The sequence below is a fragment of the Thermoleptolyngbya sp. M55_K2018_002 genome (assembly GCF_015295965.1).
Lineage (GTDB): Bacteria > Cyanobacteriota > Cyanobacteriia > Elainellales > Elainellaceae > Thermoleptolyngbya > Thermoleptolyngbya sichuanensis.
In genome coordinates, this window is sequence record NZ_DVEA01000217.1 from 1 (window position 1) to 26,912 (window position 26,912).

At 58.3% G+C, this 26,912-nt stretch carries 19 protein-coding genes and 1 pseudogene; 8 read left to right on the forward strand and 12 right to left on the reverse strand.

Annotated elements, in window-relative coordinates; genetic code table 11:
* Positions 1–432: pseudogene (locus IGS51_RS10730) on the reverse strand (sulfite reductase, ferredoxin dependent); the annotation flags it as partial.
* Between the two features lie 888 nt (positions 433–1,320).
* Between IGS51_RS10730 and IGS51_RS10735 the strand changes: the two are divergent.
* From IGS51_RS10735 to IGS51_RS10755, 5 genes are all read left to right on the forward strand, one after another.
* Complete coding sequence (locus IGS51_RS10735; RefSeq protein ID WP_297078392.1) at positions 1,321–2,619, forward strand: glycosyltransferase family 1 protein; 1,299 nt, start codon at positions 1,321–1,323, stop codon at positions 2,617–2,619.
* Positions 2,620–3,209: 590 nt separating this feature from the next.
* Positions 3,210–3,506: a hypothetical protein gene (locus IGS51_RS10740; RefSeq protein WP_297078393.1), complete on the forward strand. Its 297-nt coding sequence runs from the start codon at positions 3,210–3,212 to the stop codon at positions 3,504–3,506.
* Between the two features lie 270 nt (positions 3,507–3,776).
* On the forward strand, positions 3,777–4,931 hold the full coding sequence (locus IGS51_RS10745; RefSeq protein WP_297078394.1) for an alanine--glyoxylate aminotransferase family protein: 1,155 nt from the start codon (positions 3,777–3,779) through the stop codon (positions 4,929–4,931).
* An 11-nt stretch (positions 4,932–4,942) separates the two neighbouring features.
* Positions 4,943–5,581, forward strand: a complete 639-nt coding sequence (locus tag IGS51_RS10750; RefSeq protein ID WP_297078395.1) for a DUF3386 domain-containing protein — start codon at positions 4,943–4,945, stop codon at positions 5,579–5,581.
* 99 nt (positions 5,582–5,680) lie between these two features.
* Positions 5,681–6,007: a hypothetical protein gene (locus IGS51_RS10755; protein ID WP_297078396.1), complete on the forward strand. Its 327-nt coding sequence runs from the start codon at positions 5,681–5,683 to the stop codon at positions 6,005–6,007.
* A gap of 307 nt (positions 6,008–6,314) precedes the next feature.
* Here the strand turns inward: IGS51_RS10755 and IGS51_RS10760 are convergent, their stop codons facing one another.
* The 6 genes from IGS51_RS10760 to btpA all read right to left on the reverse strand — a co-directional run bounded on the left by IGS51_RS10760 (position 6,315) and on the right by btpA (position 13,893).
* Positions 6,315–7,076 carry a HEAT repeat domain-containing protein gene (locus IGS51_RS10760; protein WP_297078397.1) on the reverse strand — a complete coding sequence of 254 codons (762 nt, stop codon included), beginning with the start codon at positions 7,074–7,076 and terminating at the stop codon, positions 6,315–6,317.
* 95 nt (positions 7,077–7,171) lie between these two features.
* Positions 7,172–9,700: an ATP-dependent DNA helicase RecG gene (recG, locus tag IGS51_RS10765; RefSeq protein ID WP_297078398.1), complete on the reverse strand. Its 2,529-nt coding sequence runs from the start codon at positions 9,698–9,700 to the stop codon at positions 7,172–7,174.
* Positions 9,701–9,738: 38 nt separating this feature from the next.
* On the reverse strand, positions 9,739–10,887 hold the full coding sequence (locus tag IGS51_RS10770) for a hypothetical protein (RefSeq protein ID WP_297078399.1): 1,149 nt from the start codon (positions 10,885–10,887) through the stop codon (positions 9,739–9,741).
* A gap of 196 nt (positions 10,888–11,083) precedes the next feature.
* Complete coding sequence (tsf, locus tag IGS51_RS10775) at positions 11,084–11,854, reverse strand: translation elongation factor Ts (protein ID WP_297078400.1); 771 nt, start codon at positions 11,852–11,854, stop codon at positions 11,084–11,086.
* Positions 11,855–11,992: 138 nt separating this feature from the next.
* Complete coding sequence (rpsB, locus tag IGS51_RS10780; protein ID WP_297078401.1) at positions 11,993–12,775, reverse strand: 30S ribosomal protein S2; 783 nt, start codon at positions 12,773–12,775, stop codon at positions 11,993–11,995.
* Between the two features lie 242 nt (positions 12,776–13,017).
* Complete coding sequence (btpA, locus tag IGS51_RS10785; RefSeq protein WP_172358595.1) at positions 13,018–13,893, reverse strand: photosystem I biogenesis protein BtpA; 876 nt, start codon at positions 13,891–13,893, stop codon at positions 13,018–13,020.
* Between the two features lie 647 nt (positions 13,894–14,540).
* Between btpA and rimO the strand changes: the two genes are divergently transcribed.
* The 3 genes from rimO to IGS51_RS10800 all read left to right on the forward strand — a co-directional run bounded on the left by rimO (position 14,541) and on the right by IGS51_RS10800 (position 20,024).
* Positions 14,541–15,902, forward strand: a complete 1,362-nt coding sequence (gene rimO, locus IGS51_RS10790; protein ID WP_297078402.1) for a 30S ribosomal protein S12 methylthiotransferase RimO — start codon at positions 14,541–14,543, stop codon at positions 15,900–15,902.
* A gap of 18 nt (positions 15,903–15,920) precedes the next feature.
* Positions 15,921–17,339, forward strand: coding sequence for a DEAD/DEAH box helicase (locus IGS51_RS10795; protein ID WP_297078403.1), 1,419 nt, complete (start codon positions 15,921–15,923; stop codon positions 17,337–17,339).
* 291 nt (positions 17,340–17,630) lie between these two features.
* Entirely contained in the window at positions 17,631–20,024 is a 2,394-nt protein-coding gene (locus tag IGS51_RS10800) for a diguanylate cyclase (RefSeq protein WP_297078404.1), read from the forward strand.
* A gap of 44 nt (positions 20,025–20,068) precedes the next feature.
* On the opposite strand, the gene IGS51_RS10805 is transcribed toward IGS51_RS10800, so the two are convergent.
* The 5 genes from IGS51_RS10805 to folP form a co-directional block, all read right to left on the reverse strand.
* Entirely contained in the window at positions 20,069–21,259 is a 1,191-nt protein-coding gene (locus tag IGS51_RS10805) for an MFS transporter (RefSeq protein ID WP_297078405.1), read from the reverse strand.
* Between the two features lie 192 nt (positions 21,260–21,451).
* Complete coding sequence (locus tag IGS51_RS10810) at positions 21,452–22,048, reverse strand: nucleoside triphosphate pyrophosphatase (protein WP_297078406.1); 597 nt, start codon at positions 22,046–22,048, stop codon at positions 21,452–21,454.
* A gap of 129 nt (positions 22,049–22,177) precedes the next feature.
* Entirely contained in the window at positions 22,178–24,223 is a 2,046-nt protein-coding gene (locus IGS51_RS10815) for an FAD-dependent oxidoreductase (RefSeq protein ID WP_297078407.1), read from the reverse strand.
* A 379-nt stretch (positions 24,224–24,602) separates the two neighbouring features.
* Positions 24,603–25,904 carry a DNA repair exonuclease gene (locus IGS51_RS10820; protein ID WP_297078408.1) on the reverse strand — a complete coding sequence of 434 codons (1,302 nt, stop codon included), beginning with the start codon at positions 25,902–25,904 and terminating at the stop codon, positions 24,603–24,605.
* A gap of 81 nt (positions 25,905–25,985) precedes the next feature.
* A complete protein-coding gene (gene folP, locus IGS51_RS10825) occupies positions 25,986–26,843 on the reverse strand; it encodes a dihydropteroate synthase (RefSeq protein ID WP_297078409.1) in 858 nt (285 codons plus the stop codon).
* Positions 26,844–26,912: the final 69 nt, after the last annotated feature.

The window sequence follows — 26,912 nt, forward strand, 5'->3', positions numbered from 1 at the left end:
GCGATTCAGGTCGCCGCAAGCCCCAAGCGTAGACCCCAGATTGCGGACGATAGTGGCCATCACCGTTTTCAGATTCTTTTTGAGGATGCCGTGAATCTGGAAGCCTTGCCGCGTTGTCGCCCGCAGCGTGTGGTTGCCATATTGCTCCGAGAGCGTGTCCAGCGCCAGATAAAGCTGGGCAGGAATAATGCCGCCGGGGCTGCGCGTCCGCAGCATAAACTGATAGTCTTTCTCCTGACCTTTGACCCGGTTGTCGCGGTTGTCTTGCTGATAGGAGCCGTGAAACTTGAGGATCTGCACCGCATCTTCGGTGAAGTGGGTGGTGTCTTGCCGCAGCTCGGTGGCGACGGGTTCCCTCAGCCCGTGGCTGCGCTCTTTGATGCCTTCGACCTTAGAAACTTTGGGAGCGGCGGGTGTGGAAGTAGGAGACATAGACTGGCTGGAGAATGGCGGGTAAATGAGGATCGGCGCGATCGCCAAGGCAATTTCGACGCACAGTTTAGAGCTTAACGCTAGATGGGATGCCCTTGGCGAATATTCCCGGTATCCCGATAGGAATTAAGCCCTATTAATATCTTAAGTCTTATCATCTCATCTCCCACATTTCCAGGCAGAAAAGCAGGGAAAGTCTTCAGAGTCTTTTGTTCCGACTACAGTTCAGATCACAGTTTTGCAGCGTTTTGTAGCCCAGTTTACAATTTACAAGCTGCTTTTCTGATCGGTCAAAAGCCTTACCACGACTAGACCCTAGCGTGAAGATTTGGCAGCGTACAACGTTGACGAAACAATTTGAAATGAGATATCTTCTCAATTAAACGATAAGCCAGCCTAATTTAGTGCTTCCAAGATCATTAGTGATTTAGAAAGCACTAGGGCCTAGACAAACGAAAGTTCAGCAAGTCTGCGGTAGCTTTTGAATCTTTTATCAGCCAAGTGGCCGAGTCTGGATTGAGAGCTGACCTAAGGGGGGTTACCCTCGTGACTTCCGAGACGATAACGGTTTGTCCTGGGCAGTGTCTTAAAACTTTCTAGGTCGTTGATTGCCCTGAGTCGATCCTCCTAAATCCCCCTTCTCAAGGGGGACTTCCGATCCTCCCCTTGCTCAAGGGGGGCTAAAGGGGGGATCAACAGGCTTTAAAACACGCCCTGAGTGAAGGAGAAGCTGGCTTGGTTGGTGTGTCCTGATTCTCGTCGGTGTTCATCGCTAGTACGTATCGATTGCTGAGATGTGCTGGCCCGCGATCGCTGAGGGAATCTTTTACTTCTAAGAGAACACCTCTGGTTCGCGAGCTGGCAGGCGTTAACCATGAGGTGAAAAGCATGTTTCTGAAGCAGAAGCATCGTGTTGCTCTGATTTCGGTGGACGGAGATCCGGCGGCTGAGATTGGACAGGAAGAGGCAGGCGGGCAAAATGTCTACGTGCGCCAGGTTGGTGAAACACTGGCCGCGCAGGGCTGGCAGGTAGATATGTTTACGCGCCGCAGCGACCCAGAGCAGCCGATGATCGTGGAACACCAGCCCCATTGCCGGACGATTCGGCTGGCGGCTGGCCCGGCAGAGTTTATGAGCCGCGATGTGCTGTTCGACTATTTGCCGGAGTTTGTTGAGCAGTTTCTCGCCTTTCAAACGCAGGAAGGGGTTGAGTATTCGCTCGTTCACACCCATTACTGGCTCTCGTCGTGGGTGGGGATGCGGCTAAAGAACCAGATACCGTCGCTGGTGCAGGTGCATACCTACCACTCGCTAGGTGCGGTGAAGTATCGCACGCTGGGCGATTTGCCGCCGATTGGCGCGAAGCGGCTAGTGGTTGAAAAAGACTGCCTGGAAACGGTGGATTCGGTGGTGGCGACCAGTCCCCAAGAGCGAGAACACATGCGATCGCTCGTCTCCACCCAGGGGCGCATCGACATGATCCCCTGCGGTACGGACATTAGCCGCTTTGGCCACGTTACCCGCGCCGAAGCCCGCCAGCAGCTTGGCTTTGCGCCCGAAGATAAGATCGTGCTGTATGTGGGGCGATTTGACCCGCGCAAGGGCATCGAAACGCTGGTTCGAGCTGTAGGAGAGTCTGATTTGCGGCATCTGCCCAATCTGAAGCTGGTGATTGGCGGCGGCAGTCGCCCTGGCAAAAGTGATGGACTGGAGCGCGATCGCATCGAAGGCATTGTGCAAGCGCTGGGGCTGACCGCCATGACCCAATTCCCCGGCCGCCTGGGTGACACCAACTTGCATCTCTATTACGCGGCGGCGGATGTGTGCGTGGTGCCCAGCCACTATGAACCCTTTGGCCTGGTGCCCATCGAGGCAATGGCCAGCCACACACCCGTAGTGGCCAGCAATGTGGGTGGGCTGCAATATACCGTTGTCCCCGAAGTCACAGGACTGCTGGTGCCGCCCAAAGATGCTGAGGCCTTTGCCAGGGCGATCGCCCGCATCCTCAAAAACCCCGCCTGGCGAGACAAGCTGGGCCATGCGGGTCGCCAGCGCGTCGAACTCGGCTTTAGCTGGGACAGCGTTGCATCGCGCCTGGGGCAACTCTATCTGCAACTCATCGCTAGTGTGGCGGCTGAGGTCGTCCCGATAGAGATGGAGAAAGACGCTCAGGAAGTGGCGGCATAGCGCTGGCATCCCGCCGAATTTGCGCTTTGATTTGCGCCTCGACAAGACGCTCTCTCGACCGCCCATCGCCTCGCCGAGAGAGCGTCTTGTTGGGGGAGCTTGTTTGGGAAACTTGCTTGAGAAACTCTAGTTGGGGAAACTCTGGCGTTGACGAAAGGCGATCGCCCGCCATGCCCCCGCTGACAGCCCCGTCCCGCCCCAATCCAAAATCCAACAGGACTGACACACTTGCGATCATCTCTTTGGGTTTTGGACAATTTCTCGCGGGCTGCGCCCGCGAGAAATCGTCTAACTGCGTAAGTCCTATCTAAAATTCTCTTGCGTCAGTGAAACGCATCCAGTACGATCGTCCATCAAGCTGCCCGTTGGTTCCCTTCGACGCAGCCCACTTTTCCCCCGAAATTTTGGTCGTTTAGTCATCTACGGCATTGGCAGGTGTTAGCAGCACCCACCAACGCCTGACCCCTCGACAGCGGGTGCCTGTCTCAGGGCTGCGTCCATTGTAGGCCGCCCTGTCCCAGCGCTTCACGTCCGTGGGCGGCCAACATTTCGGGGTTTCCTACCCACTCGTTTCCTGGAGGAAACCCCAAATGCTGAAAATTCAATACACCTGGTCGTCCCCACTCTCGGAGGCGACCCAGTTTTCGCTGCCCCCGCTCACCTGCGAACTGCCCCACCGTCGCCGCCTGCGCCACTGCATCATCGGCCTCCCCGAAGACGCACAGATGGCGATTGACCGGCTCCACCTGCTCCGCTACGCCGAACGCTTCGAGTGGACGCACGCCCTCGACTTTCCGCCCCACGGCATCGTCCTCGACGGTCGCCCCGGCGAAGTGCTGCGCTACCTGCATCGTGAAATCCGCAGCAATCCTGGCGCAACTGAGTAAGAACAGATAAGGAGGATTTTAGATTTTGGGTTTTGGATTTTGGCGGCTTAGTCTGTCAATCCAAAATCCAAAGTCCCCAATCCAAAATCCCTCGATTCCCAATCCAAAATCTAAAGAATCTAACGTGCAGAAGGCCTAACCTTGGGTCTTGCCATCCCAACGCCTGCGCTCTCCAGAATGTGGCATTCTGATAGATACTCCAAAAATGCCCCAAAATATTAGATCGACGCAAAATCTAAATTCCCCTGAGTTCAGAGGCAGGACAGAGCAATGGACAATAAGCTGATGTTGATGATTCCCGGCCCGACACCTGTGCCGGAGTCGGTGCTGTTGGCGCTGGCAAAGCACCCGATTGGCCACCGCAGCGGCGAGTTTGGCACGATCATGGCGGAGGTGACTGCGGGGCTGAAGTGGCTGCACCAGACGGAAAACGACGTGCTGATCCTGACGGCCAGCGGCACGGGCGCAATGGAAGCGGGAATCATTAACTTTTTGAGTCCGGGCGATCGCGTGTTGGTGGGCACGAATGGCAAATTTGGCGATCGCTGGGCCCAGCTTGCGGAGGGCTTTGGGCTAAATGTGGAGCGTGTCACCGCCGAATGGGGCAAAGCACTAGACCCCGAAGACTTTCGCACCCGCCTAGAAGCCGACACTGCTAAGGACATCAAGGCTGTCATCGTCACCCACAGCGAAACCTCGACGGGCGTGCTGAACGATCTGGAAACCATCAATCGGCACGTCAAGGCCCACGGGGCGCTGATTATCGTAGATGCTGTCACCAGCCTGGGCGCAACCAACGTGCCCATTGACGAATGGGGGCTGGATGTGGTTGCGTCGGGTTCCCAAAAGGGCTTTATGCTGCCGCCGGGATTGGGCTTTGTTGCGGTCGGCCCCAAAGCCTGGGAAGCCTACGCCACCGCCAAGATTCCCCGCTTTTATCTCGATCTGGGCAAATATCGCAAAGACGCGGCAAAAAACACCACACCCTTCACGCCACCTGTGAATATGTTCTTTGCGCTGCAAACGGCACTGAAAATGATGCAGGCAGAGGGGTTGGAAAATATCTTTGCGCGACACCATCGCCAGATGAACGCCACTCGCGCTGCCATGAAGGCCTTGGGGTTGCCGCTGTTTGCCGCCGATGGCACGTCCAGCCCTGCGATTACTGCCGTGGCTCCGGTGGGCGTAGAGTCCGAGAAAATTCGCTCGGTAATGAAGAAGAAATTCGACATTGCGCTGGCTGGCGGACAGGACGACCTGAAGGGCAAGATTTTCCGCGTGGGGCACTTGGGCTTTGTGTGCGATCGCGACATTTTGACGGCCGTGGGTGCGCTAGAAGCCACGCTGATTGAGTTGGGCTACGACGGCGTAACCCCCGGCGCAGGCGTGGCCGCAGCCGCTAAGATCCTAAATGAAACGGCTTAGGAGCTTTCCTCATGACGCAAACCACGCTAGACGCTCAATCGCTTTTTCGGGCGGCCTACGAGAATCGCTATACCTGGGATGAACATTTTCCAGGCTTCACGGCTGACGTGACCCTGACTCAGGGCGGCGAAACCTATACAGGCAAGGTGCGGGTAAACGCTGACCTGAGCTACGAGGTTGTCGAACTGTCGGATGAGGCAGTGCGCGAGTCGCTCCAGGGAATGCTCTGGGAAATCGCGACCCACCGCAAGCGCAGCAGCTTTGAGCAGGCTCACGGCAAAAACCGCTTCTCGCTGGGCAACACCGATGAGACGGGTGCGGTTGAAATCCTCGTCAGCGGCGACGCGATGGGGTCAAACTACAAGCTGCGGAACAACGAGATCTGCCAGGTGAGCCGCGTCATGGGGGGCAACGCCTTTGTGATTAACCACCACAGCAGCCTCGACACGGGCGCGGGCTACATCTCGACGGGCTACGACGTGACCTTCCGCAACGCCGAAACGGGTGAAGTTGTGCGCGAGAACCGCGTAGACAGCACCTACGAAAACTTCGGCGGCTATTATCTGCTGACGCGCCAGGTGATTCACTCGACCCAGGGCGATACGCAGACTACGACGGAGTTTACCCTGTCGAACATCGAACTGCTTTAGGGTTCTAGCCGCAGCCCAATTTTTACGCACCCTGTGCCTCGAAGTTGGGCTGCTTGAGTGGGTGCTTGATTTTGGATGTGCGAGTTTGGATTTGCGGCGATGGGTAAAAAACTGCGCCTAATGCGGGTTGTGGGGATTTTCGGAGTAGGGGCGATCGCCCTTTTGTCCTGTTCACCTGCGCTAGCCAGCCTGAGCAAAATCAGCTTTGACCTGTCTCAGGTTTCGCCGGAGGGCCAGCGGATGGAGGGCGATCGCTCCGCTACGAGTTTTGCATTCCCCGCAGCGCCGAGCATCAGGCAGAAGTCCAAGCCCTTAACCCGGCGATTGAGTTCTATCCCCACAGTCCGGGGCGCATCCGGTGCAGCGCAGCACAAATCCTCTGCATGGGTGAAACCCACAGCCCAAACTGGCGCGAGACGCTTCTGAACTTGGCGCAGTTGGATTATGTGGAGCGCATCGATGAGTTTTATGGGGAGTAGAGTTTTGGATAATTGAGTAGGATTTTGGATTGCCGAGCCGTTACTCTGCAAGTGCATCCGTCCTGCCTAAAGAGCGCATCCCAGTTCTGCAAGTTTGCCCTCATCCCCCAGCCCTTTCTCCCAAAAAGGGAGAAGGGGAGCCGGGTTGGAAGTCCCTCTCCCGCTTTGGGAGAAGGGGAGCCGGATTGGAAGTCCCTCTCCCGCTTTGGGAGAGGGATTTAGGGTGAGGGCTACAAAAGTGGGATACGCCCTGCCTAAAACCCTTCCTGCTCCAGTTCTTCAATCACCTGAAGCCCGCGCGGATCGCCCAGCTTCAGCATTGACAGTTTGGCATCTTCGCGAACGCCCATTTCTTCGTCTTCGGCAAACGCCTCGATCAGCGCGTCAATCGCCGTGGCATAGACCACATTCGACGGCAACTCGCGGCAAAGCTGACCCACCGACCAGGCACAGTTGCTCCGCACGGCGGCGATCGGGTCGCGGCGTAGCGCTTCGATCAGCGGCGGAATGGCGGCGATGATTTCGTCGTATCCCACAAAGGACATTTGCGCCAGGGCGCTAGCGGCCCACAGGCGGACTGCCGGAATGTCGGTTTTTAGCGCCACTAACAGAGGCTCCAACACGCGGCGATCGCGGCTATTCCCCAACGCCCACACAATGCCCTTTCGCACGTAGCCGTTCCAGTCTTTTTGAAACTGCGCGATCAGTGGCTCCACGGCCTCGCTGCTGGGGTTTCGTCCCAGTGCATAGGCCGCGCTCACCCGCACCAGCGGACAAGCCTCATTCAGAAGCCGAATCAAATGCGGCACGGCCCGCGCATCTTCCAATTCGCAAAACGCACGCGCAGCCAGCATTCGCTGCTGAGGTTGGGGCGACTCCAGCAGCACCAGCATTTCATCGGGATCAGGCTTGGGGGCTTCTGTCTCGCTGTCGGACTCGTCGAGCTTGTCTAGCGGACTTTCCAGGTCAAGATCTAGCTCCGCCGCCAGCACAGAAAGGTCGTCATTGTCGTACATATTGTCACTTTACAGCAATGCGGGGCCGGGGTTGGGAGTCGAAACGGGGGGCTTTCTCCCGCCTGCTGACCCACCTCCGATTCTCCAAACTCGGATTACGTTAGAATCGTGCCGCCCATGAGCTTGCGATAGCGATAGGTCAGTTCAGACTTCATCAGCGGCCAGCGATCGAGCGTGGGGTCTTTGGTCATGGCGGTTTCAGCAGCCTCGCGGGCCAGGTTCAGCACGTCTTGATCTTCCACCAGGCTAGCCAGGGCAAAGTCGGGCAATCCCGATTGGCGCGTCCCCAGCACTTCGCCCGGCCCGCGAAAGCGCATGTCCATTTCTGAAATGAAAAAGCCGTCTTGGGACTGCTCCAGCACTTTCAGCCGCTGGCGGGCAGTTTCCGACTGGGTGCTGCTCATTAGCAAGCAAAAGGACTGAGCCGCGCCCCGTCCGACCCGCCCCCGGAGCTGATGAAGCTGCGACAGGCCAAACCGTTCCGCGTGTTCGATCAGCATGACCGTGGCGTTGGGCACGTCCACGCCGACCTCCACCACCGTCGTTGAAACCAGAATTTGGGTTTGCCCCTCACGAAATTGAGAAATGGCCTCGTCTTTTTCGGCGGAGGTCATGCGCCCGTGCAGCAGGCCGATTTGAAATTCGGGAAAGATTACATCTCGGAGCCGCTGATACTCCTCAATCGCTGATTTGAGATCCAGCTTTTCCGACTCCTCCACCAGCGGCAGCACGATATAGACCTGCCGACCCTGGGCGATTTCGCGGCGCATGAGGTCGTAGGCGTGCGATCGCTCTTTGGCCGTCAGCACGTTGGTCTGAATCGCCTTGCGACCCGGCGGCAGTTCGTCAATCTGGCTCACGTCCAGATCGCCGTGCAGCGTCAGCGCCAGCGTCCGGGGAATCGGCGTGGCGGTCATGGTCAGCACATGGGGATGGTCACCCTTTTGCTGGAGCCGCGCCCGCTGCTGCACCCCAAAGCGATGCTGCTCGTCGATCACCACCAGCCCCAGGCGCGAGAACTGCACCGGATCTTCGATCAGCGCATGAGTGCCCACCAGCAGCGGCAGTGCGCCCGTGGCCAGGTCGTCGTGAATTTGGCGACGCTTGGCGGCTTTGGTCGATCCGGTCAGCAGTTCTACAGAAAGGTGCAGTGGGTTGAACCAGCCCACCAGTTTGCGATAGTGCTGCTCGGCTAGAACTTCGGTCGGAGCCATCAGCGCCGCCTGAAAGCCTGCCTGGATCGCCGCCAAAATTGCCACCACGGCCACCACCGTTTTCCCAGAACCCACATCGCCCTGCACCAAGCGATTCATCGGTGCGGTCTGTTGCAGGTCGTTGAGAATGTCGTTGACGACACGCTGCTGGGCGTTTGTCAGTTGGAATGGCAGGATGTTGTAGAACTCGTCGATGAGCTTGCCCGTCGGCGCGAGGACGGCGCTGGTCTGTTCCTGGCGCTGGGTTTGGCGGCGCTTGAGCAGGCCCAGTTGCAGGTAGAAAAACTCGTCAAACACCAGGCGGCGACGGGCGGCGGCGAGCGACTCGCCCTCTGGCGGAAAGTGAATGTGGGCGATCGCCTCCTGAATGCCCACCAGTCCATACTTTTCACGCAGGCCATTGGGCAACGCCTCTTGCAACTGACTCACGGCGGGCAGCGCCCCCAGCACTGCTTTTCGCACCACGTCTGCCTGCACGCCCTCCGTCAGCGGATACACTGGCACCACGCGCCCCACCTTCATCGATTCGATCGACCCGCCGATATGGTCGATCACCTCGATCTGCGGGTCATCCAGCGTTTTGCCTGCTTTGCCCTGTTTCACCAGTCCCGACGCGGCCACCACTGCCCCCGGCGGATACATCCGCTTTTGCTGCTCTTGCCAGCCGCGACTGCGAAACCGTGCCCCGGCGTAAAATCGGCTGAGCTTGATTTGCCCAGTGTGGTCGCGCACGGTCATCTCAAAAATGGCCAACTTGGGGTTGCGCGGACTGTTGAAGACGGTACAGCTTTTTACCGTGCCGATCAGCGTCACGGTCTCCCCTGGCTCTAGGTCGCGGATATTCACCTGGCGGGCGTAGTCGATGTGGTCGCGGGGATAGTAGTAGAGCAGGTCGCGAACCGTGTGTAGCCCCAGCTTGGCCAGACGTTCGGCGTTTTTTGCGCCCACGCCAGGGAGATAGGTCACGGCCTGATCAAGCGTCAACCGACTGCTTTTTTCGACCAGGGGAACGGCTTTGGGGACTTTCGTTTTCGGGGCGGTGCGGGTCGGGGTTGCAGCCGTCGCGGCGGTGTTGTCTGAATTTTGGGCGATTCCTTCGGAAAGCTTTGCTAACACCCCTTCAGATTCCTCCGCTTGCGCCCGATCTTCGGCCAGGCGCTTGGTTTGATACAGCACGCGGCGCGTATCAGCCACGAGATGCTGCCGCTGGGCAAAGGTGAGGTCGGAATAGCGCGAAAACTCGTGGGCGATCGCCCGCAGCCGTTCCTGTTCCACAATCGGCAAGTCGGTCGGCGGCTCTCGCAGCGTTAGCGCCAAAAACTCGCTAAAGCGGTGCTGGTTGCCCTCCAGGTCATTGAAGCCCCGCTCCGCCTCGATTGCCAGTGCCTTTTGCAGTCGCAGCCAGTCCATGCTGGAATTCTAAAGTGAATTATTGGGTTTGGCCAGCCTTAATCTTCGTGCCAGGTCGAACGCCACGCCTGCTCTGCCTGGGCGATCGCCCGTTCGCGAGACTTTTTCTCGTATTCTTGGCCAAGCTGCTTGAGGCGGGCGTTTAACCCACGCAGCTTTGAGCGCCAGTTGGCCAACAGCGGCGACCCAAACTCTAGCTCCGACAGCCGCAGGCGAATTGCCACAATTCGAGTAATCGAGACCTGATCTGGCTTGTCGCCCTGCGCTTCGATCATCAAGTTCAACAGGTTGGGCGGGCCGAGCGTCGAGTCAGATGCGCCTGCCTTGGCCGCCACTTCCATAATCGGTGCCGGAATCTGGTTGGGCAAAATGTTGACCTGGTGCAGCAGGCGATTCGCCGCCTGAGACTGGTCGCGCAGCACTGCGGCGATCCGTCGCTCAATTTTCGCTTGCCACCGCGCCAGACTATCCATCGGCGACGGCGCTTGATTGGAACTAGAAGCGCCCTTGGCCTTGGCTTTGGCGGCTGCCTCGGAGGTTGCCCGCGAGAGCGACGCTGCGGCCGCTTCGAGCAGGTCTTCCGGAGAAGCATTCAGCGCATCTGTGATGGCAAGCTCCTGAGTTGAGGCAGTGGGGGCATCCTGGGGGCGATTCCCGTAGGGAGCACTTCCCGAATCGCCCGCCGCCACGCCTTCCCTGTTAGATTCCGAATCCTCGCCCAGGTTCTCCGGTGGCTCGTCAAAATACGAGTCCTCATAGGAGTCATCGTCAAACTCCACTTCTGTCAGCCCAAACTTCTCGTTTAACGCGGCTCTCAGTTCTGCCGCCTCATCTTGCGACAGGATCAGCCCCCTAGACTCCTCCGGCGCATCGGGCGCTGGCTCTGCATCAGCGTCCCAGCATTCATCTTCGTCTAGCGCCCGCAGCAGACGATCTTGGGCCGCCTGGGCGACCTGACGGAGCGATCGCTGCAATGCCTCGCGCTGGCTCACCGAAAGGCTCAGAAATGCGTCGGGATAGCCCTGCGTGCAGAGATGGTAGCTGGCCATGATGAGCTGCTGGCGGGTCGTCGTTCCTAGCTCCGTTAGATAGCCGCGATAGACCTGCTCAAATTCTTGCTGCAATTTGGCGATCGCCCCCACCAGCGCCGCCAAATCTTGCTCAATTTGCTCAACCGTTTTTGCCATAGCCGTCCCTCATGCAATGCCAAAAGACTAGAGCATAAAAGCAACCCAGACCTTTCAGCCTGCTGCTTTCACACCCTAGCCTTTTTCAGCGTTCGACAAAGCCTCTTGACAAAGCCTCTCGTCCAAATCAATTAGACGATGCGCTGGAATCCGAGAAACTGAACTCAGGCTCTCAAAATCCAGCCCTGCTCTGATCCTACTTCTTCTTTTTCTTCTTCTCTTCTTTCACCTCAGCCTTGGGTGCAGCCTTAGGCTCAGCCTTAGGTTCGTCCTTGGGTTCTTCCTTTTGGGCTTCAGCCTTGGGTTCTTCCTTCGCGCCAGTTTGGGCAGCCACTTCTGCGGCGAAGTCGGTCTCCTCCTTCTCAATGCCTTCACCCATCACAAACCGCACAAAGCGGCGTACCTGAATGTTTTCGCCCAGGCTGGCAATCACATTCTTGATATGCTCCTCAACGGTAATGCTCTGGTCTTTGATGTAGGACTGATCCAGCAGCGACAGTTCCTTCAGGCGCTTCTCAATGCGGCCTTCCACAATCTTGGCGCGGACGGCTTCCGGCTTATTGGACAGGTCATCCTTGCCCGCCTCAATCTCCTTTTCCTTCGCAATCACGTCCTCAGGAATATCAGCCACCTTCACGTATTCTACGTTGGGGCTAGCCGCAATCTGCATCGCCACATCGCGCACCAACTGCTGGAACGATTCGTTCCGCGCCACAAAGTCAGTCTGGCAGTTGACCTCAACCAGCACACCAACCCGGCCGCCCGTATGAATATAACTTCCAACCAGTCCCTCTGCCGTCGTCTTGCTCAGCGCTTTTTCCGCTTTGGTGATGCCTCGCTTCCGCAGCCATTCCACCGCTTTTTCAATGTCGCCATCGGATTCTGCAAGGGCTTTTTTGCAATCCAGCATCCCTGCGCCAGTCTTGTCGCGCAGTTCCTTGACGAGCTTTGCCGAAATCTCCGCCATGTTCGTTGAGTCCCCGTGTGCAAGTGGTTGAACTGTTGCTATCCAGGTCTTAGGTTACAGGGATCAGGGGCCAGGTGTCAGGTGCTTGCTCAAGCCCGAAGCCGACCCGCTGATCCCTGCTTCCTTCACCTCCAATGCCTAGTTTTCTTCGCCTTCTTCATCGTCTGCGAATTCGGCATCTTCGTAGTCGTACTCTTCTTCAGCGCCCTCGTAGTCGTACTCTTCTTCTGCATCCAACTGGCCGTGGCGACCCTCGTAGATGGCATCTGCTAGACGACCGACGATGAGTTTGATTGAGCGAATCGCATCGTCGTTGGCAGGAATCGGCACGTCTACCAAGTCAGGATCACAGTTGGTATCTAGCAGCGAAACGATGGGAATACCCAGCTTTTGGCACTCCTGCACGGCGTTGTATTCCCGGCGCTGGTCAACAATCACCACAACATCGGGAATCTTCCGCATCGCTTTGATGCCGCCCAGATATTTCTGGAGTTTCTCTAGCTCGCGGCGCAGCATCGCGGCTTCCTTCTTGGGAAGCAGGTCAAGCTGCCCCGTCTCTTGGCGACGCTCCAGTTCCTTCAGGCGATCGACGCGGGTTTTAATCGTGGCCCAGTTCGTCAACATGCCGCCCAGCCAGCGCTGGTTTACGAAGTAGGAACCGCAGCGAAGGGCTTCTTGAGCCACAATGCCCGCAGCCTGACGCTTGGTTCCAATGAACAAAAACTTGCTGCCCTTTTCGGCTGCGGTACGGACGTAGCTGTAAGCTTCATCCATGTACTGGGCAGTCTGCACCAGGTCAATGATGTGTACCCCGTTGCGCGAGGTGTAGATGTAGGGCGACATCTTGGGGTTCCAGCGGCGAGTTTGGTGCCCAAAGTGAACCCCTGACTCAAGCAATTGAGCCAATGAAACAACTGGCATGAATTTAATCTCCTTTCGGGTTATTCCTCCATCCGGGAGCATTCTGAACAGGTGACCAGGGAGAAACGCAGCGCGACACTCAATCCGCTACAAATTCTTTGAAAGCCTTGATACCTGGGTCTTCAGAACACCCGAAAGCCCGGATGTGCGAATTTAGACAACTTCTCTAGCGTATCACAGCGATCGCCCACTATGCCCTAGAAAATTTCTGCTCTGCACAGCCGCAGCATCACCCACGCTTCCTAACCTTCGCGGGCTGCCAGTCGTTCCGGCGCTGCGGATTGAGTCGGCAGATTGGCTGCTTTTTCTGCTTTCTCCGAGAGGCTACGCTGCATCGCTTCCACAAACTGACTGACGCGGATCGGGTCGATGGGCTGCTCAATCTGTCCGTGGCGCTTCAGCGAACTAGACACGATTACACCATCTGCCGCCTGGATCAGGCGAGGAATGTTTTCCCAACTGGCTCCGCTGCCGATGAATACGGGCGTGTCGCCTGCTGCGGCGCTAGCCAGTTCCAAGTCTTCCAGGCTGGGCGGGCTGCCTGTGGCCCAACCGGACAGAATCACCGCATCCGCCAATCCCCGCTCGATCGTTTCCTGCACAGCAGTCGTCAGGTTGGGCGACCCTAGCGGACGGGCGTGTTTCACCAGCACGTCGGCAAAAATCTTGACCTCGCTGCCCAGTTCACGGCGATAGCGCAATAGCTCGTGGGCGCGACCTTCGATTAATCCCTGATCGGTCGCCATCACGCCCGTCAGCACGTTGACCCGGATAAAGTGGGCGCGGGTGCAGGTGGCGATCGCCATTGCGCTTCGAGCGTCATTCCGCAGCACGTTCACGCCGATCGGCAGCGTCACCAGGTTCATCAGCCGTTGCACCACTAGGCTCATGGCGCTGACCACTGCGGGATCAACAGAGTCCTTTGTGAAGGGCGCATCAAAAAAGTTTTCAACGATTAGCCCATCCACGCCGCCGGATGCCAGCGCAGTTGCTTCCTGCTCGGCCCGCGCAATGACGGCTTTGAGGCTGTTTCCCCAGCGGGGCGATGTGGGCAGTGGCAACAGATGCACAACCCCAATCACCGGATGCTTTGTTTTGAAAATCTGCGTTAAGTCCACGCGGCTAGATAATTGACGAAGCCAGTTCTAAAACGGTCGCTATGGGTTGACGATAGAAAAGTCGCTTAAATCCCTGACTAATCTACGAATCGGCGAACCTGCTGAGCAACGAGCGAACTGCACACAGTCCACCCGTATACGTTCAACTTTACAGCAACAAGGGCACGATGACGGCAACCCCAAGGCCGCTGAGAATTGTCTACACTAGAAGCTGATCGGTGCGCGGTTGCAGTTGACCCTCCTCCGCCAAGCGCGAGATCGAAGTCAGATTCAGCAAGTCAGGTTCAGCATAGATTCCGCCCCAGAGTTCCGATAGCGTTCCGATAGAGTCTCGTGGGTCTAGCCAGTGAATCTGGTTAATGGGTCTGGTGTTACCACAAGATGTCGCCTGACTCTATCTTTTGATAGGTATTTTGATGAAGCGTGCCTGAAATGTATAGTTATGTAATGTTTTAGGCTATAGTAAGGATTAGATTAGTGCGATTGCGTTTAACGGTATTCCCTGCATCCTAATCATTATGAGCTGCGTGGCTTGAAAGGGCAGGGGATGAAGGCGGTGAGGATTTCACTGTAACGGGCGATCGCTGCATATTCGTTCTGTTTACCGTTTGACTTACCGTTTAACCCGCACATTATCCAAGTTTTTAATGAGCATTAAGCCAGTTATTGCAGTGTCTCACCTGGGCTGTGAGAAGAATCGAATCGACACGGAGCATATGCTGGGGCTGCTGGTGCGGTCTGGCTACCAGGTTGATTCCAACGAAGAATTAGCTGATTACGTCATCGTCAACACCTGTAGCTTTATCCAGGCGGCCCGCGAAGAGTCGGTGCGAACCCTGGTGGAGCTAGCTGAGGCTAACAAGAAAATCGTAATTACGGGCTGCATGGCGCAGCACTTCCAGAAAGAACTGCTGGACGAGATCCCCGAAGCGGTAGCAGTGGTGGGCACTGGGGACTACCACAAGATTGTGGAGGTGATTCAGCGGGCGGAGGCGGGTGAGCGGGTTCAGGAAGTGTCTGCGGAGCCAGTTTACATCGCGGACGAAACCACGCCCCGCTATCGCACAACCACTGAAGGCGTGGCCTATCTCCGCATCGCCGAGGGCTGCGACTATCGCTGTGCGTTTTGCATTATTCCTCACCTGCGCGGCAACCAGCGATCGCGCTCGATCGAGTCCATCGTCGCCGAAGCGAAACAGCTCGCGGCTGAGGGCGTTCAGGAAATTATCCTGATTTCCCAGATCACCACTAACTATGGCGTGGATCTGTACGGCGAACCCCGGCTGGCGGAACTGCTGCGGGCGCTGGGTGAGGTGGAAGTGCCCTGGATTCGGATGCACTACGCCTACCCAACGGGGCTGACCCCCAAGGTGATCGCGGCGATTCAAGAAACGCCCAACGTGCTGCCCTACCTGGATTTGCCGTTGCAGCATTCCCATCCAGAGGTGCTACGAGCGATGAATCGTCCCTGGCAGGGTCAGGTCAACGACGGCATCATCGAGCGAATTAAAGCCGCAATCCCCGATGCGGTGCTGCGAACCACGTTTATCGTCGGCTTCCCTGGCGAAACGGAGGAGCATTTTCAGCACCTGCTGGCGTTTGTGCAGCGGCACGAGTTTGACCATGTGGGGGTGTTTACCTTTTCTGCCGAAGAGGGAACCCCCGCCTTTAGCCTGCCCAACCAACTGCCGCAAGCCGTGATGGACGATCGGCGCGATCGCCTTATGCAGGTGCAGCAGCCGATTTCCCTGCGGCGCAACCAGGCTCAGGTAGGGCGTGTGGTAGACGTTCTCATCGAACAGGAAAATCCCGAAACAAATGAATTGGTGGGGCGATCGGCCCGCTTCTCTCCCGAAGTGGACGGGCTGGTCTATATCCAAGGCGATGCTCGGCTGGGATCAATGGCCACGGTAGAAATCACCGGAGCCGACGTGTATGACCTCTACGGGCAGATTGCCGATGCCCGCACCCAACTCAGAGGCGCGCTCAGCCGTGTCTCAGCAAACTGAACTCTTTAAGGAGATCTAATGACGCTTTCATTCACTAGTCTGGGTTTGTCTGAGGCGCGGGCGCGCCATCTAGAAAAAGCTGGATTTACCGCACCGACACCGATTCAGGCGCAGGCGATTCCCCATCTGCTGTCGGGGCGCGACGTGGTGGGTCTGGCCCAGACAGGGACGGGCAAAACGGCGGCCTTTTCGCTGCCCATTTTGGAGCAGATTGATGTTAACAACAACGCGGTGCAGGCGCTGATCCTGACACCAACTCGCGAGCTGGCAATCCAAGTCTATCAGTCGATTCGGACGCTGACGGACGATCGCCGCCTGAAAATTTTGCCGACCTATGGCGGACAGTCCATCGACCTGCAAATCAGCCGCCTCCAGCGGGGCGTGCAAATCATCGTGGGTACGCCCGGCCGGGTGCTGGACTTGCTGAAGCGGGGCGACCTGAAGCTGAATAAGCTGGGCTGGCTGGTGCTGGATGAAGCCGATGAGATGCTGAATATGGGCTTTATTCAAGACGTGGAAAAAATCCTGAGCCAGTCGCCTCCAGAGCGGCAGACCGCGTTTTTCTCGGCAACGATGGATCCGTCGATTCGAGAACTGGCAGCCAAGTTCCTGCGATCGCCCGTCACCGTCAGCATCGAGCAGCCCAAGGCCGCCCCGACGCGGATTAATCAGGTGGTCTATATGGTGCCGCGGGGTTGGACGAAAGCCCGCGCCCTCCAGCCCATTTTGGAACTGGAAGATCCCGAATCGGCATTGATCTTCGTCCGCACGCGCAAAGCCGCCGCAGACCTAACTCGCCAACTGCAAGCCGCTGGGCACAGCGTCGATGAGTATCATGGCGACCTCAGCCAGTCTCAGCGGGAACGGCTGCTACTGCGCTTCCGGCAGCGTCAGGTGCGCTGGGTAGTGGCGACGGACATTGCCGCTCGCGGTCTGCATGTGGACGATTTGAGCCATGTGATCAACTACGACCTGCCCGACAGCGTGGAAAGCTACGTCCACCGGATTGGTCGCACGGGTCGTGCGGGCAAAGAGGGCACGGCGATTACGCTGATTCAGCCGCTAGACAAGCGCAAGCTGCGGGACATTGAGCGGCACATCCGCCAGCAGTTGCAAACGGGCACGATCCCGACCCGCGCCCAGATCGAAGCCCGCTATCTGGAGAAGCTCCAGGGGCAACTGCGGGAAGCGCTGGTGGGCGATCGCCTCGCCTCCTTCCTGCCGATTGTGACGCAATTGAGTGAGGAGTACGACATGCGGGCAATCGCCGCTGCGGCCTTGCAGATGGCCTACGACCAGACGCGCCCCGCCTGGATGCGCGGCGACCACGCCTACTCCGACGACGTACCCGTGGAAGAGAGCCGTCCCCGCAGCGACTATGGCAGCGGGCCCAAGCCGAAGCCCATCAAGCGCTCCAAAACGCCGGTCAATGAGTAGGCTGCCTGCGCGGACTGCCGCCTTGTCGCCCACCAGCGGTTGGTCAGCGCCAGGTTCTTTGAGTGGCTCCAATCGCTCTACGGGCTTCTTCGAGAAGATGGCCTGAGCAATTCAAGCCCGTCACCAAAAACTTTAGAGAACTTTTAGGGTGAGATGAGTAAATTTCGTCTTGCCCAGTTCTTCATCTTTACGAAAACGGATAAAATCGCGCTTAGCGGCTTTTTTGGGTGTTTTGATGTTTCTGTTGGCGTTTCGTCTGAACGTTCCATCTGAAAAAGATTCAAGGGCAAGGTGGCTCAGGTTCAAATTTCTCGACAGCAGCTTTTTGCAGAGGGGGTTCTCCACCAGTTTCTCAGCGTAGAATCTGACACGGCGATCGCCCAAGTCATCCGCACCATGAGCGAAACCCGCAGCAGCTTTGCGCTAGTGCTTCGGGCAGGGCAACTAGTAGGAATTTTTACCGAACGAGATGTGGTGCGGGCGATCGCCAGGGGTTCGCTCCAGCCCGCCGAGGCGATCGCCACTGTGATGATGTCTCCCGTAATCACGCTGGCTGAAACAGACCTGGATGACTTGCTAGCAGTGCTGCAAATCTTTCGGCAACACCAAATTCGCCACTTGCCCATTCTTGGCAGCCGGGGCGAAGTGCTGGGAGTGATGACCCCGAATTCGATTCGCAATCTGCTCCAGCCCAGCGACCTGCTGAAATTTCGCCAGGTGTCGGATGTCATGGTTAGCCGCGTGGTCTCGGCCCTGCCCAGCACCTCCGTCGCAGATCTGGCCCACCAGATGACGCAGCATCGGGTGAGTTGTGTGGTGATTGTGCCGACTTTGCCCCAATTGCCCGACGCACCCGAAAAACAGGCTGCCAAATCCGGGCTGACCGACGGGTCTCAGGGCCATGTCGCTCCCTTGGGCATTGTGACGGAGCAAGACCTTGTGCGACTCCAGGCAGACGGACTCAACCTTGCCCAGACCTATGCGGGGGAAGTGATGAGTACGCCCCTGCTGCAAACCAGCCCGCAGCAATCTCTCTGGAGCGCCTATCAGCAAATGCAGGAAAACCAGATCCGGCGGCTGGTGGTGGTGGGCAGCCAGGGTGAGCTAGTGGGCATTTTGACGCAAACCAGTGTGGTTCATATGCTCGACCCGCTGGAACTGTGCGAGGTGATTCGGGCGCTGCAATCGACCGTCACCCAGAAGAACGACGCACTGCACCAGGAAATTCGGCGGCGACAAGCGCTGACCGATGCCCTCGCCAGCAGCGAGTCCCTGCTCAGAGAAGCCCAGGCGCTCACGCACATGGGTAGCTGGGAACTAGACGTGGCCACTCAGACCGTCACCTGGTCTACCGAGGTGTTTCACGTTTTTGGGCTTGATCCCACGCAGCCCGCTCCGACCTTGGCAGAAAATGAGCAGCAATATCACCCAGAAGATCGGCCCCGGCTACGGCGGATTTTGTCAAAGGCGATCGCCTCTGGTCAGCCCTTTCGCTTTCAGGCCCGCATTGTTCGGCCTGATGGCTCGATTCGCCACATCGAAGCGCGAGGTCGGGCCCGTCAGGCTTCTGATGGCGTGGTAAGCAGGCTATTTGGCACTGTTCAAGATATCACCGACCAAAAGCAGCTAGAACAATTACTGCGATCGCAGGTTCAGCAGCAGCGACTCCTCGCCTCCATGACCCAGCGCATCCGCCAGTCGCTCGATCTAGACGCAATTCTCAGCACGACGGTTCAGGAAGTGCGGCAGTTTTTTCGGGCAGATCGGGTGCTGATTGGGCAGTTTGGGGAAGACTGGCGCTGTGGCGTAGTGGTGGAATCGGTCGAACCCGGCCAGTCCTGCATTTTAGGCAGCAGCATTGTGCCAGAGATAGGCGGAGACTGGCTGACGTTTTATACCCAGGGAAATGCTAGGGCGATCGCCCATCTGGAAAAAGCCAACTTATCTTCAGAGGCGATCGCCTACTGGAGACAATTTCAAATGCAGGCAGCGCTGACGGTGGGGCTATTGCAGGGCGATCGCCTCTGGGGGCTGCTGTCGGTGCAGCAGTGCCATCAGCCGCGCACCTGGGCAAGCGCCGAGATCGACCTAATCCAGCAGCTTGCTTCCCAGGTAGGCATTGCGATTCAGCAGTCGGAGCTATATCGCCAGTTGCAGTATGCCAACCAAGAGCTAGCCTACCTGGCGACCCACGATCAGCTTACTCGCGTTGCCAATCGCCGCTATCTCGACGACTATCTTCAGCAGGAGTGGAACCGGGCCGCCCGCGAAGGCACGCCGCTATCGCTGGTGCTGTGTGATGTGGATTATTTCAAGCAATACAACGACACTCACGGACATTTAGCAGGGGATGAGTGCCTGATGGAAATTGCCACTGCGATTGGGCGAGCGCTGCACCGTCCGGCAGATTTTGTGGCTCGCTACGGCGGTGAAGAATTTGCCATCGTGCTGCCCAACACAAACCGTTTGGGCGCGGTGCGCGTGGTGCAGCGGATTCAGAAAGAACTCCGCAACCTCGCGGGCCTACCGCCCTCCCCCGTCACTCGCACCCCGTCCACCCTCAGCTTCGGCATCGTCAGCGTCATTCCGTCGTCCCTCAGTTCGCCGCTGAAGTTGCTCGACCAGGCCGACCAGGCGTTGTATCGGGCCAAAGCCCGGGGGCGCGATCGCTATTGTATGGACTAGGGGATTTTGGATTTTGGATTTAGCCTCTGGCTCCTTAGCCCCCCTTAGCCCCTAGTCCCCAATTTGCGCTCTCGGCGGAGGCTTAAAAGGCTGACCAACAGGGCGATCGCCGCTGCCAGGTAAAACACAGACGGGAGTCCAACGTTCTTCCAAATGGGGCCCAGCAGCAGGGGGGCTGAAAACAGGCCCAGCGAGTTGAACCCCGTGCCAATGGCCAGGACGCTGGCCCGTAGCTCTGCCGGAGCCTGATCGGCGAGTAAATCGTAGAGATTTGGCGTAATGATGCCGAAGCCCGCGCCAAACAGAACCGCAACGGGAAGGATGACAAAAATCTGCGTGAGCGACGGAATTGTGGCAATAGTCAGCCCCATCAGGCAAAAGCCAAGGGCGATCGCCCCCCGTCGGTTGTTCAACCGTCGCGCCAGCCGACTGGCCAGCACCGCCGAACTCACCGCCGCCCCCGCCGCCCGCAGCCCCAGCACCACGCCATTCAGGGCCGGATCTGCGCCGATGGTCTCTTTCAGGTAAATCGGTGCGTAGGCCACGGTGGCTTGCATCACCAATGCCGCCGCCGCCAAAAAGAAGTAAATCATCAGCACCGACGGCTGGCGCACCACGGGCAACAGCCCACCCGTATCAGACAAGCCCGCACCGCTCGTATTGCGAGGTTCCTCCCGAAACACCAGCGCGGCGATCGCCATCAGCGGAATCCCCAGCAGGTACAGGTAAAAAGCGTGCTGCCACTGGTTTCGCCCGACCCAGCCGCCCAGCAGCGGAAAGATAATCGCCGCCGTGGTCATGGCGCTGGTGGCAAAGCCCAAAATGCGCGATCGCTCGTCGCCCTCATACATCGTGCCCAGCAGCCCAATGGTGGCCGCCGCCACCGCCCCGCTGGCCGCGCCGATCAGCCCCCGCATTAGCAGCAGCGTCGGCAGCGTCGTCATGAAAATCGTCGCCACCCCAAACAGCGCGTAGCACAGCAGCGCTGGCAGCATCACCGTCCGCTTGCCCACCCGATCGGCCAAAATGCCAAACACGGGCGTAAACAGCGCCGTCGTCAGGGCGTGAGTGCTGGTCAACATGCCCGCCCAGGAGCGATCGAGCTGCAAATCTCGCACAATTTCTGGAAATACAGGCGTAACGACGCTACCCGTCATGGTGGTCAGTCCGCCCGCCGCCAGCAGCACCAACAGTTGACGAAATCGCTTGGACGCGAAGAGCTTGGCAAAGTTCATGCAAAATCATTCGGTCTGGCGGATGCACCAGGGTAGGGTGGGCTGTCTTCGATATAAGGGTATGGAATGAGGGGCAAGTGAGCGCGACAGGGAACGGGCTGCTGAAGTATGCTGACGAGCTGCCGTGTCGCACAAGTTCCAGTTTCGTCCATCGGATTCGTCTTACCATGAAACCACGGCAAGCGTCATCCTTCAGCCGCCAGACCAATAGCCCGTTACGTCGTAGCCCAACTCGGCGATCATCTGGCGCAGCAGCGGCAGGCTGAGGCCGATGACGTTGCTATGGCAGCCCATGAGTTTTTCTACAAACAGTCCGCCTTTGCCCTCCAGCGCAAAGCATCCGGCGCAGTTCATCGGTTCTCCGGTAGCGATGTAGGCTTCGATCTGGCGATCGCTCACATTGGCAAACTGCACCTGCGTCATGCCGCACCGCACCAGCATCTTGCCCTGCGCCCCGTCGATCAGCGCGTGCCCGGTATACAGCTCGCCGACGCGCCCCCGCATCTGTTTCCAGCGGGCGATCGCCTCCTCTGCGTGGGCGGGCTTGCCGTGGATCTCGCCGTTCAGCGCCAGCACCGAGTCGCAGCCCAGCACCAGCGCATCGGGAAACTTGGGCGCAACTGCGCGTGCCTTGCCCTCTGCCAGCTTTTGCACCAGCACGCTGGCATTTGGCTCCCGCACCTGCGACTCATCAAAGGCGCTGGGATACACAATCGGCTCAATCCCCGCCAGTTGCAGCAGTCGCCGTCGGGCAGGAGAAGCAGAAGCAAGGACAAAGGGAGGAAGCATGGGCAAGAGGAAAGAGAGAAAAGGAAAGAGAGAAGAGGGAAAAGTGAAGAGAGAAAAGTGAAGAAGTTTCATTCTTCGTTCTTCGTTCTTCGTTCTTCGTTCTTCATTCTTCATTTTTTCCGCCCTCCCTTACCACGGGGCCCAATCGGCCCAGTCGAGGTTAAAAATCGACGTGTCGGGAAACTCGATCGGGTTGCCGTTGCGGACGAGGAGGCGCTGGAGTTGCTCAAGCTGGGGTTCGCGGCGGGGCAGGTCGTCCACCAGTTGGTAGGGCAGGACGTTTTCCCGTAGGGCAAAGGCGGCCGTCGTGCCCGCAGCCGCGCCGACAGACCACTCAAAGGAATGAACCCGGTAGGCAGCGGCGACCATCGTGCTAGTGGCGATGCTCTTGCCCGCAACCAGTAAATTATCCAGCTTTTGGGGAATCATTGCTTGCAGCGGGATTTGCCCCGGATAGGCCTGCCCGTGTCCCTGGCGCGTGCCCGGTCGCTCGATGTTTCCCGGTGCTTCGGGCGGCGAGTAGGCCATGCAGGGGTGAAAGTCAATGGCGTATTGGGCAATGCCCACCGCGTCGGGATAAATCGTTGAGCGGGTGCGGCGCTGAATCTGGTCGGGGGGCGTGTTTTTGGCGATCGCCGACACAGTTTCCAGCCCCGCCAGCGCAATCCACAGGTTGCGATACATCTCTGGCGACAGATTTTGGCGGTAAAAATCGGCGCGGAAGTCAGCCTTAGAGATATCCAACTCGTTCATGCTAAAGCCGTTGCGGTAGCCGTAGGTGGGGCGACCGATAATGCGCCGTCCTTCGCGGATGTAGGGATATTTCGACAGGCCGTGAACCGTGCCCATTGGCGACTCTAGCCCTGCCAGCAAGCGGTGATTGGGTGCAGGCTTTTTCACCCCATCCCCCAGTTGCGAATCCGTCGTGCCCATCGTGAACCAGTAGTAGTAGCCCAGGGCCAGTTCTTCGCCCGCCGCCAGGGTTTCCGTCCGCAGCCCGCCCAGCCAGCCACCGGCAGCAAGCTGTCCCCGCTCCTGCAACTGCTGGCGGGTATAGATCAAATTGTCGCGGGCGGTGCCAGGGCGATAGTCGTTGCCCCAGACCCAGTTCTGCATCGAAATATCGCCTGGTTTGGGGCGCGACACGCCAAACACGCGCTCGGTGGAACGAGGCTCTGGACTCCAGATTCGGCGATAGGTAAACACCACGTCGATGTCGGCCAGGCGCGGGTTGGGGTCATAGCCGTAATAGGGTTCATAGCGCTCATAGAAAGGCGGCTTCTGCTGAGGCTGGGGTTCTGCCGTGCGCTCCATCGCGAAGGTGTAGGTAAAGCCCTGGGTGCAGTAGGGGTCGCCATTGGTGGTGGGGAGGGACGGGTTGAGGTGCGATCGCGGATCGAGGCCCAGCCGATAGGGCACGTCCGCTAGGGCAATTAGCTCTCCAGTTTCTGTCGCCTCCACCACGTACCAATCCGCCACACCGGGCTGCCGCCGCGCCTTGGGCACGAAGCGGATCACCTTCTTATTCAAACGGCTGGAATTTTCGTAGCGGTAGGCATCTTCGATGATTTGCGACAGCGGCTCCGTATTCAAAGGCGGCGTATTGGGGGCAGGGCTGTGCTGGATAGCAGTGGCGGCGGCGATCTGCTTGCCGTCGGCAGTGTAGTCCAGTTCCTTAATCACGGTCGAGGGAAACCACTTGAGCCGGCCTCGTCCCTTTCGCGCCGCGTCTCGCAGCATGTCTTCCAGAATCTTTTCGGCATCGCGGGGCAAAAAGCAGGAAACGCTCACCCAGCAGTCGCCAGGGCTGAGCCTGCGATATTTCTTCTGAATGCGATCGCGCAGTTCTAGATACCCCTTGGAATAGTAGAGCAACTGCCGCTGCCGCCGCGCCTCATCCAGCGCCGACGTGCCCTGGGAGGTGATCTGTCCGCCCATCCAGTCGGTGAGTTCCGTCATGCAGACGGTGCGCCCGGCCAGCAGCGCCTCGTAGGAGGTGGCCACGCCTGCCAGCCCGCCGCCGACGACCAGAATTTCGCAGTCCACGGTTTCGCTAGGAGCGGGGCGATTGGGAGACGCGGGAGCCTGGGCAGATGTCGCCGGGGCCAGGGTCGTGAATCCGACCAAGGAGGTTAGAAAAGCCGCAAAGGAGCGCGTGCGTTTGTTTCGAGTCATACCGAGTGTCAATAAATCGGGATCGGGGGGTGGAGCTTGGGGGTGGGGCTTGAGGCTAGAGCTTTGGGGATGCAGAGAGAGTCACACGTTTTCTCTGTATTTGAACCGTGTCGGGCCCAGCTTTTGCAATGGCTAGACTAGCGCAATTGGGGCAAATGGCGGTGTGATGGGGGGGGCGCTTGACCTCAGCATTGTCAGCATTGCGGCACAACTCAGTGTTGCGGTGCAATTCAGCGTTGCGTTGCAATTCAGCATTGCGGCACAATTCAGCGTTGCGGCGCAATTCAGCGTTGCGTTGCAATTCAGCATTACAGCGCAACATGGCTCAACGGTCTGCACCACCCCAAAAACACCCGATTCCTCCCACACTCCGCCACTCTTAATCCCTACGCTCACTGTTCTCGCTCGTCAGCAAGGATTGCACTAGCTCATACAGATCTGGCTCTGACCGCCCTTCAAGCTGGCGATTTTTCAGGTCGATCAGGCCTTGGGCCAGCGCGGGGGCGCGGTTTTTGTAGGCGCTGTTGGCGGTCAGCAGGTCGAGAAACACTTCCCGTTCCACCTGATCGCGGCTGGCCTCTTCCCCCAGAGGGGAGGCAAACGTCAGCACGTCTGCCTCAAATTTCAGCAGAAAGATCAGCGCGTTGCTGAGGGACTGGAGCTGCTGCTGGAGCGATCGCACGTCTAGCTCCGTCCGCTCAAACCCGACCTCGCCCTCTAGCCGCAGTTCGACAATCGGTTGCGTATCGGGCTGGAGTTGTCCCAAGGAAATCGCCTGCTGAACCAGGGCGATCGCCGTTTGTTCCACCTCCTCCACCGTTTCCGAGCCGCGCAGGGACTGCCTGAGCCGCACAATTGGCCGCTGGCGATAGTCGCGCTTCAGTTCTGCCCGGATGCCGTCTGGGCCAATGTCCACCACATACGCGCCCCGCTCAAACCGGGCTTCGTCTATGCTGTTGGCTTCTAGAGAGCCGGGGTTAAACACCCAGCCCTCTATCTCGTAATTTTTGTGAATATGCCCCAGCGCCAGATAGTCTACGCCCGCCTGCTTCAGCGGTAGCAGATCGCCGTAGCGCAGCGCCCCCTGATAGCGAGCGATCTGCCCCTCTAGCCCGTGGTGAAACAGCAGCACCGTCGGCCCTGGCGCAGGCGGCAATTCCCTAATGGCCGCGGCAATTTGCTCGATCGCCTTGGGAGCCGTGGAGCCATACCAGCTCGACCCCAGCACCCGCACACCACAGGGCAGGTCGATGTAGCCGCCGCGCTTCGTCTCCGCATCCCAGGGAGAATAGAACGGTTCGCTCTGCGCCACGTCCCCCGGCTCCAGCAGGTACAGCATTTCCCAATCTGCCAGATAGCGCAGCCAGCTTGTATTCACGCCGTAGGGTCGGTTGTCGTGGTTGCCTTCGATGGCCAAAACGGGGATACCTGCGTCTTTGAGGAGGGATAGCACTGCCTGTGCCTGGTTCAAGATGTGCGGCTGGAGGTTGCGATGCTCGAAAAGATCGCCCGCAATCAGCACAAAGTCTACCTGGGGGGTAATTTCCGAAGGGATCGCGTCGCGAATCGCATACCGTTCGACCACATCCATCAGCGTGTAGAAGAAATCCTGCGTCCGCACTTTGTTGTCGTAGCGGTCGAAGCCCAGGTGAATATCAGCGATGTGAAGGAATCGAGGCATTTGGAGAACTGGAGTATGAGTGTTCTATCACGCTATTTCTATCACGCTATCTCACCTTGCACCGCTCTGGCACTCTAACCTTCAAACTCCCCGCCCAATCGCATCCGCCACGCGGCACACATCCCGCATCTCAGCCACATCGTGGACGCGCAGGATATCGGCTCCGTGGGCGATCGCCATCGCGCAGGCCGCCGCCGTGCCCCAGATTCGCTGCTTCGGATCGGGCTGGTTGAGGATATGCCCAATAAAGCTCTTGCGGGACGGGCCGATCAGGATGGGGCAGCCCAGGGGCTTGAAGGCCTCAATCCGGCGCAACAGTTCCAGGCTTTGGGCGGCGGTCTTGGCAAAGCCAATGCCGGGGTCGATGGCGATGTGCTGGTGGGGAATGCCGTGGGCGATCGCCATCTCGACGCGCCGCGCCAAAAAGTCGTAGACTTCCTGCACCACATCCTGATAATCGGTCAACTGCTGCATGGTTTTGGGCGTGCCGCGAATATGCATCAGCACAATGGGCACGCCCAGTTCGGCAACGGTGGGCAGCATTGCGTCATCAAAGGTCGCTCCCGAAATATCGTTGACGATATTGGCTCCGGCAGCGATCGCCGCTCTGACCACGGCGGCCTTGGTCGTATCAACGGAAATCAGCGTATCCAGCGGCGCAAAATCGGCAGTCCCTTGGCGAAGTGCCTGGATCACCGGAATCACCCGGCGCAACTCTTCCTCCAGCGCCACATCTTCGGCCTGGGGGCGGGTGGACTGGCCGCCAATATCCAGCACGTCTGCACCGTCTTTTGCCAGCCGATGGGCTTGCTGGAGCGCAGAGTCCAACTGGTCAAACTGGCCGCCATCGCTAAAGCTATCGGGCGTAACGTTTAACACGCCCATGAGATAGGTGCGATCGCCCCAAATCAGTTGGCGATCGCCAGAAAACTGCCACATTTCCACACTTTCAACGAGTTTTAATTTGAAGCTTGCGTATGCTTTGCGTTAAAACTTCTGATCCTTAGT

Coding starts and splice junctions, on each gene's coding strand:
- folP (WP_297078409.1), bottom strand. CDS start 26,843: ATGTGGCAGTTTTCTGGCGATCGCCAACTGATTTGGGGCGATCGCACC.
- IGS51_RS10750 (WP_297078395.1), top strand. CDS start 4,943: ATGACGCAAACCACGCTAGACGCTCAATCGCTTTTTCGGGCGGCCTAC.
- IGS51_RS10760 (WP_297078397.1), bottom strand. CDS start 7,076: ATGTACGACAATGACGACCTTTCTGTGCTGGCGGCGGAGCTAGATCTT.
- IGS51_RS10805 (WP_297078405.1), bottom strand. CDS start 21,259: ATGAACTTTGCCAAGCTCTTCGCGTCCAAGCGATTTCGTCAACTGTTG.
- IGS51_RS10815 (WP_297078407.1), bottom strand. CDS start 24,223: ATGACTCGAAACAAACGCACGCGCTCCTTTGCGGCTTTTCTAACCTCC.
- IGS51_RS10810 (WP_297078406.1), bottom strand. CDS start 22,048: ATGCTTCCTCCCTTTGTCCTTGCTTCTGCTTCTCCTGCCCGACGGCGA.
- rimO (WP_297078402.1), top strand. CDS start 14,541: ATGAGCATTAAGCCAGTTATTGCAGTGTCTCACCTGGGCTGTGAGAAG.
- rpsB (WP_297078401.1), bottom strand. CDS start 12,775: ATGCCAGTTGTTTCATTGGCTCAATTGCTTGAGTCAGGGGTTCACTTT.
- IGS51_RS10795 (WP_297078403.1), top strand. CDS start 15,921: ATGACGCTTTCATTCACTAGTCTGGGTTTGTCTGAGGCGCGGGCGCGC.
- IGS51_RS10755 (WP_297078396.1), top strand. CDS start 5,681: ATGGGTAAAAAACTGCGCCTAATGCGGGTTGTGGGGATTTTCGGAGTA.
- IGS51_RS10740 (WP_297078393.1), top strand. CDS start 3,210: ATGCTGAAAATTCAATACACCTGGTCGTCCCCACTCTCGGAGGCGACC.
- recG (WP_297078398.1), bottom strand. CDS start 9,700: ATGGACTGGCTGCGACTGCAAAAGGCACTGGCAATCGAGGCGGAGCGG.
- IGS51_RS10820 (WP_297078408.1), bottom strand. CDS start 25,904: ATGCCTCGATTCCTTCACATCGCTGATATTCACCTGGGCTTCGACCGC.
- IGS51_RS10770 (WP_297078399.1), bottom strand. CDS start 10,887: ATGGCAAAAACGGTTGAGCAAATTGAGCAAGATTTGGCGGCGCTGGTG.
- IGS51_RS10745 (WP_297078394.1), top strand. CDS start 3,777: ATGGACAATAAGCTGATGTTGATGATTCCCGGCCCGACACCTGTGCCG.
- IGS51_RS10735 (WP_297078392.1), top strand. CDS start 1,321: ATGTTTCTGAAGCAGAAGCATCGTGTTGCTCTGATTTCGGTGGACGGA.
- tsf (WP_297078400.1), bottom strand. CDS start 11,854: ATGGCGGAGATTTCGGCAAAGCTCGTCAAGGAACTGCGCGACAAGACT.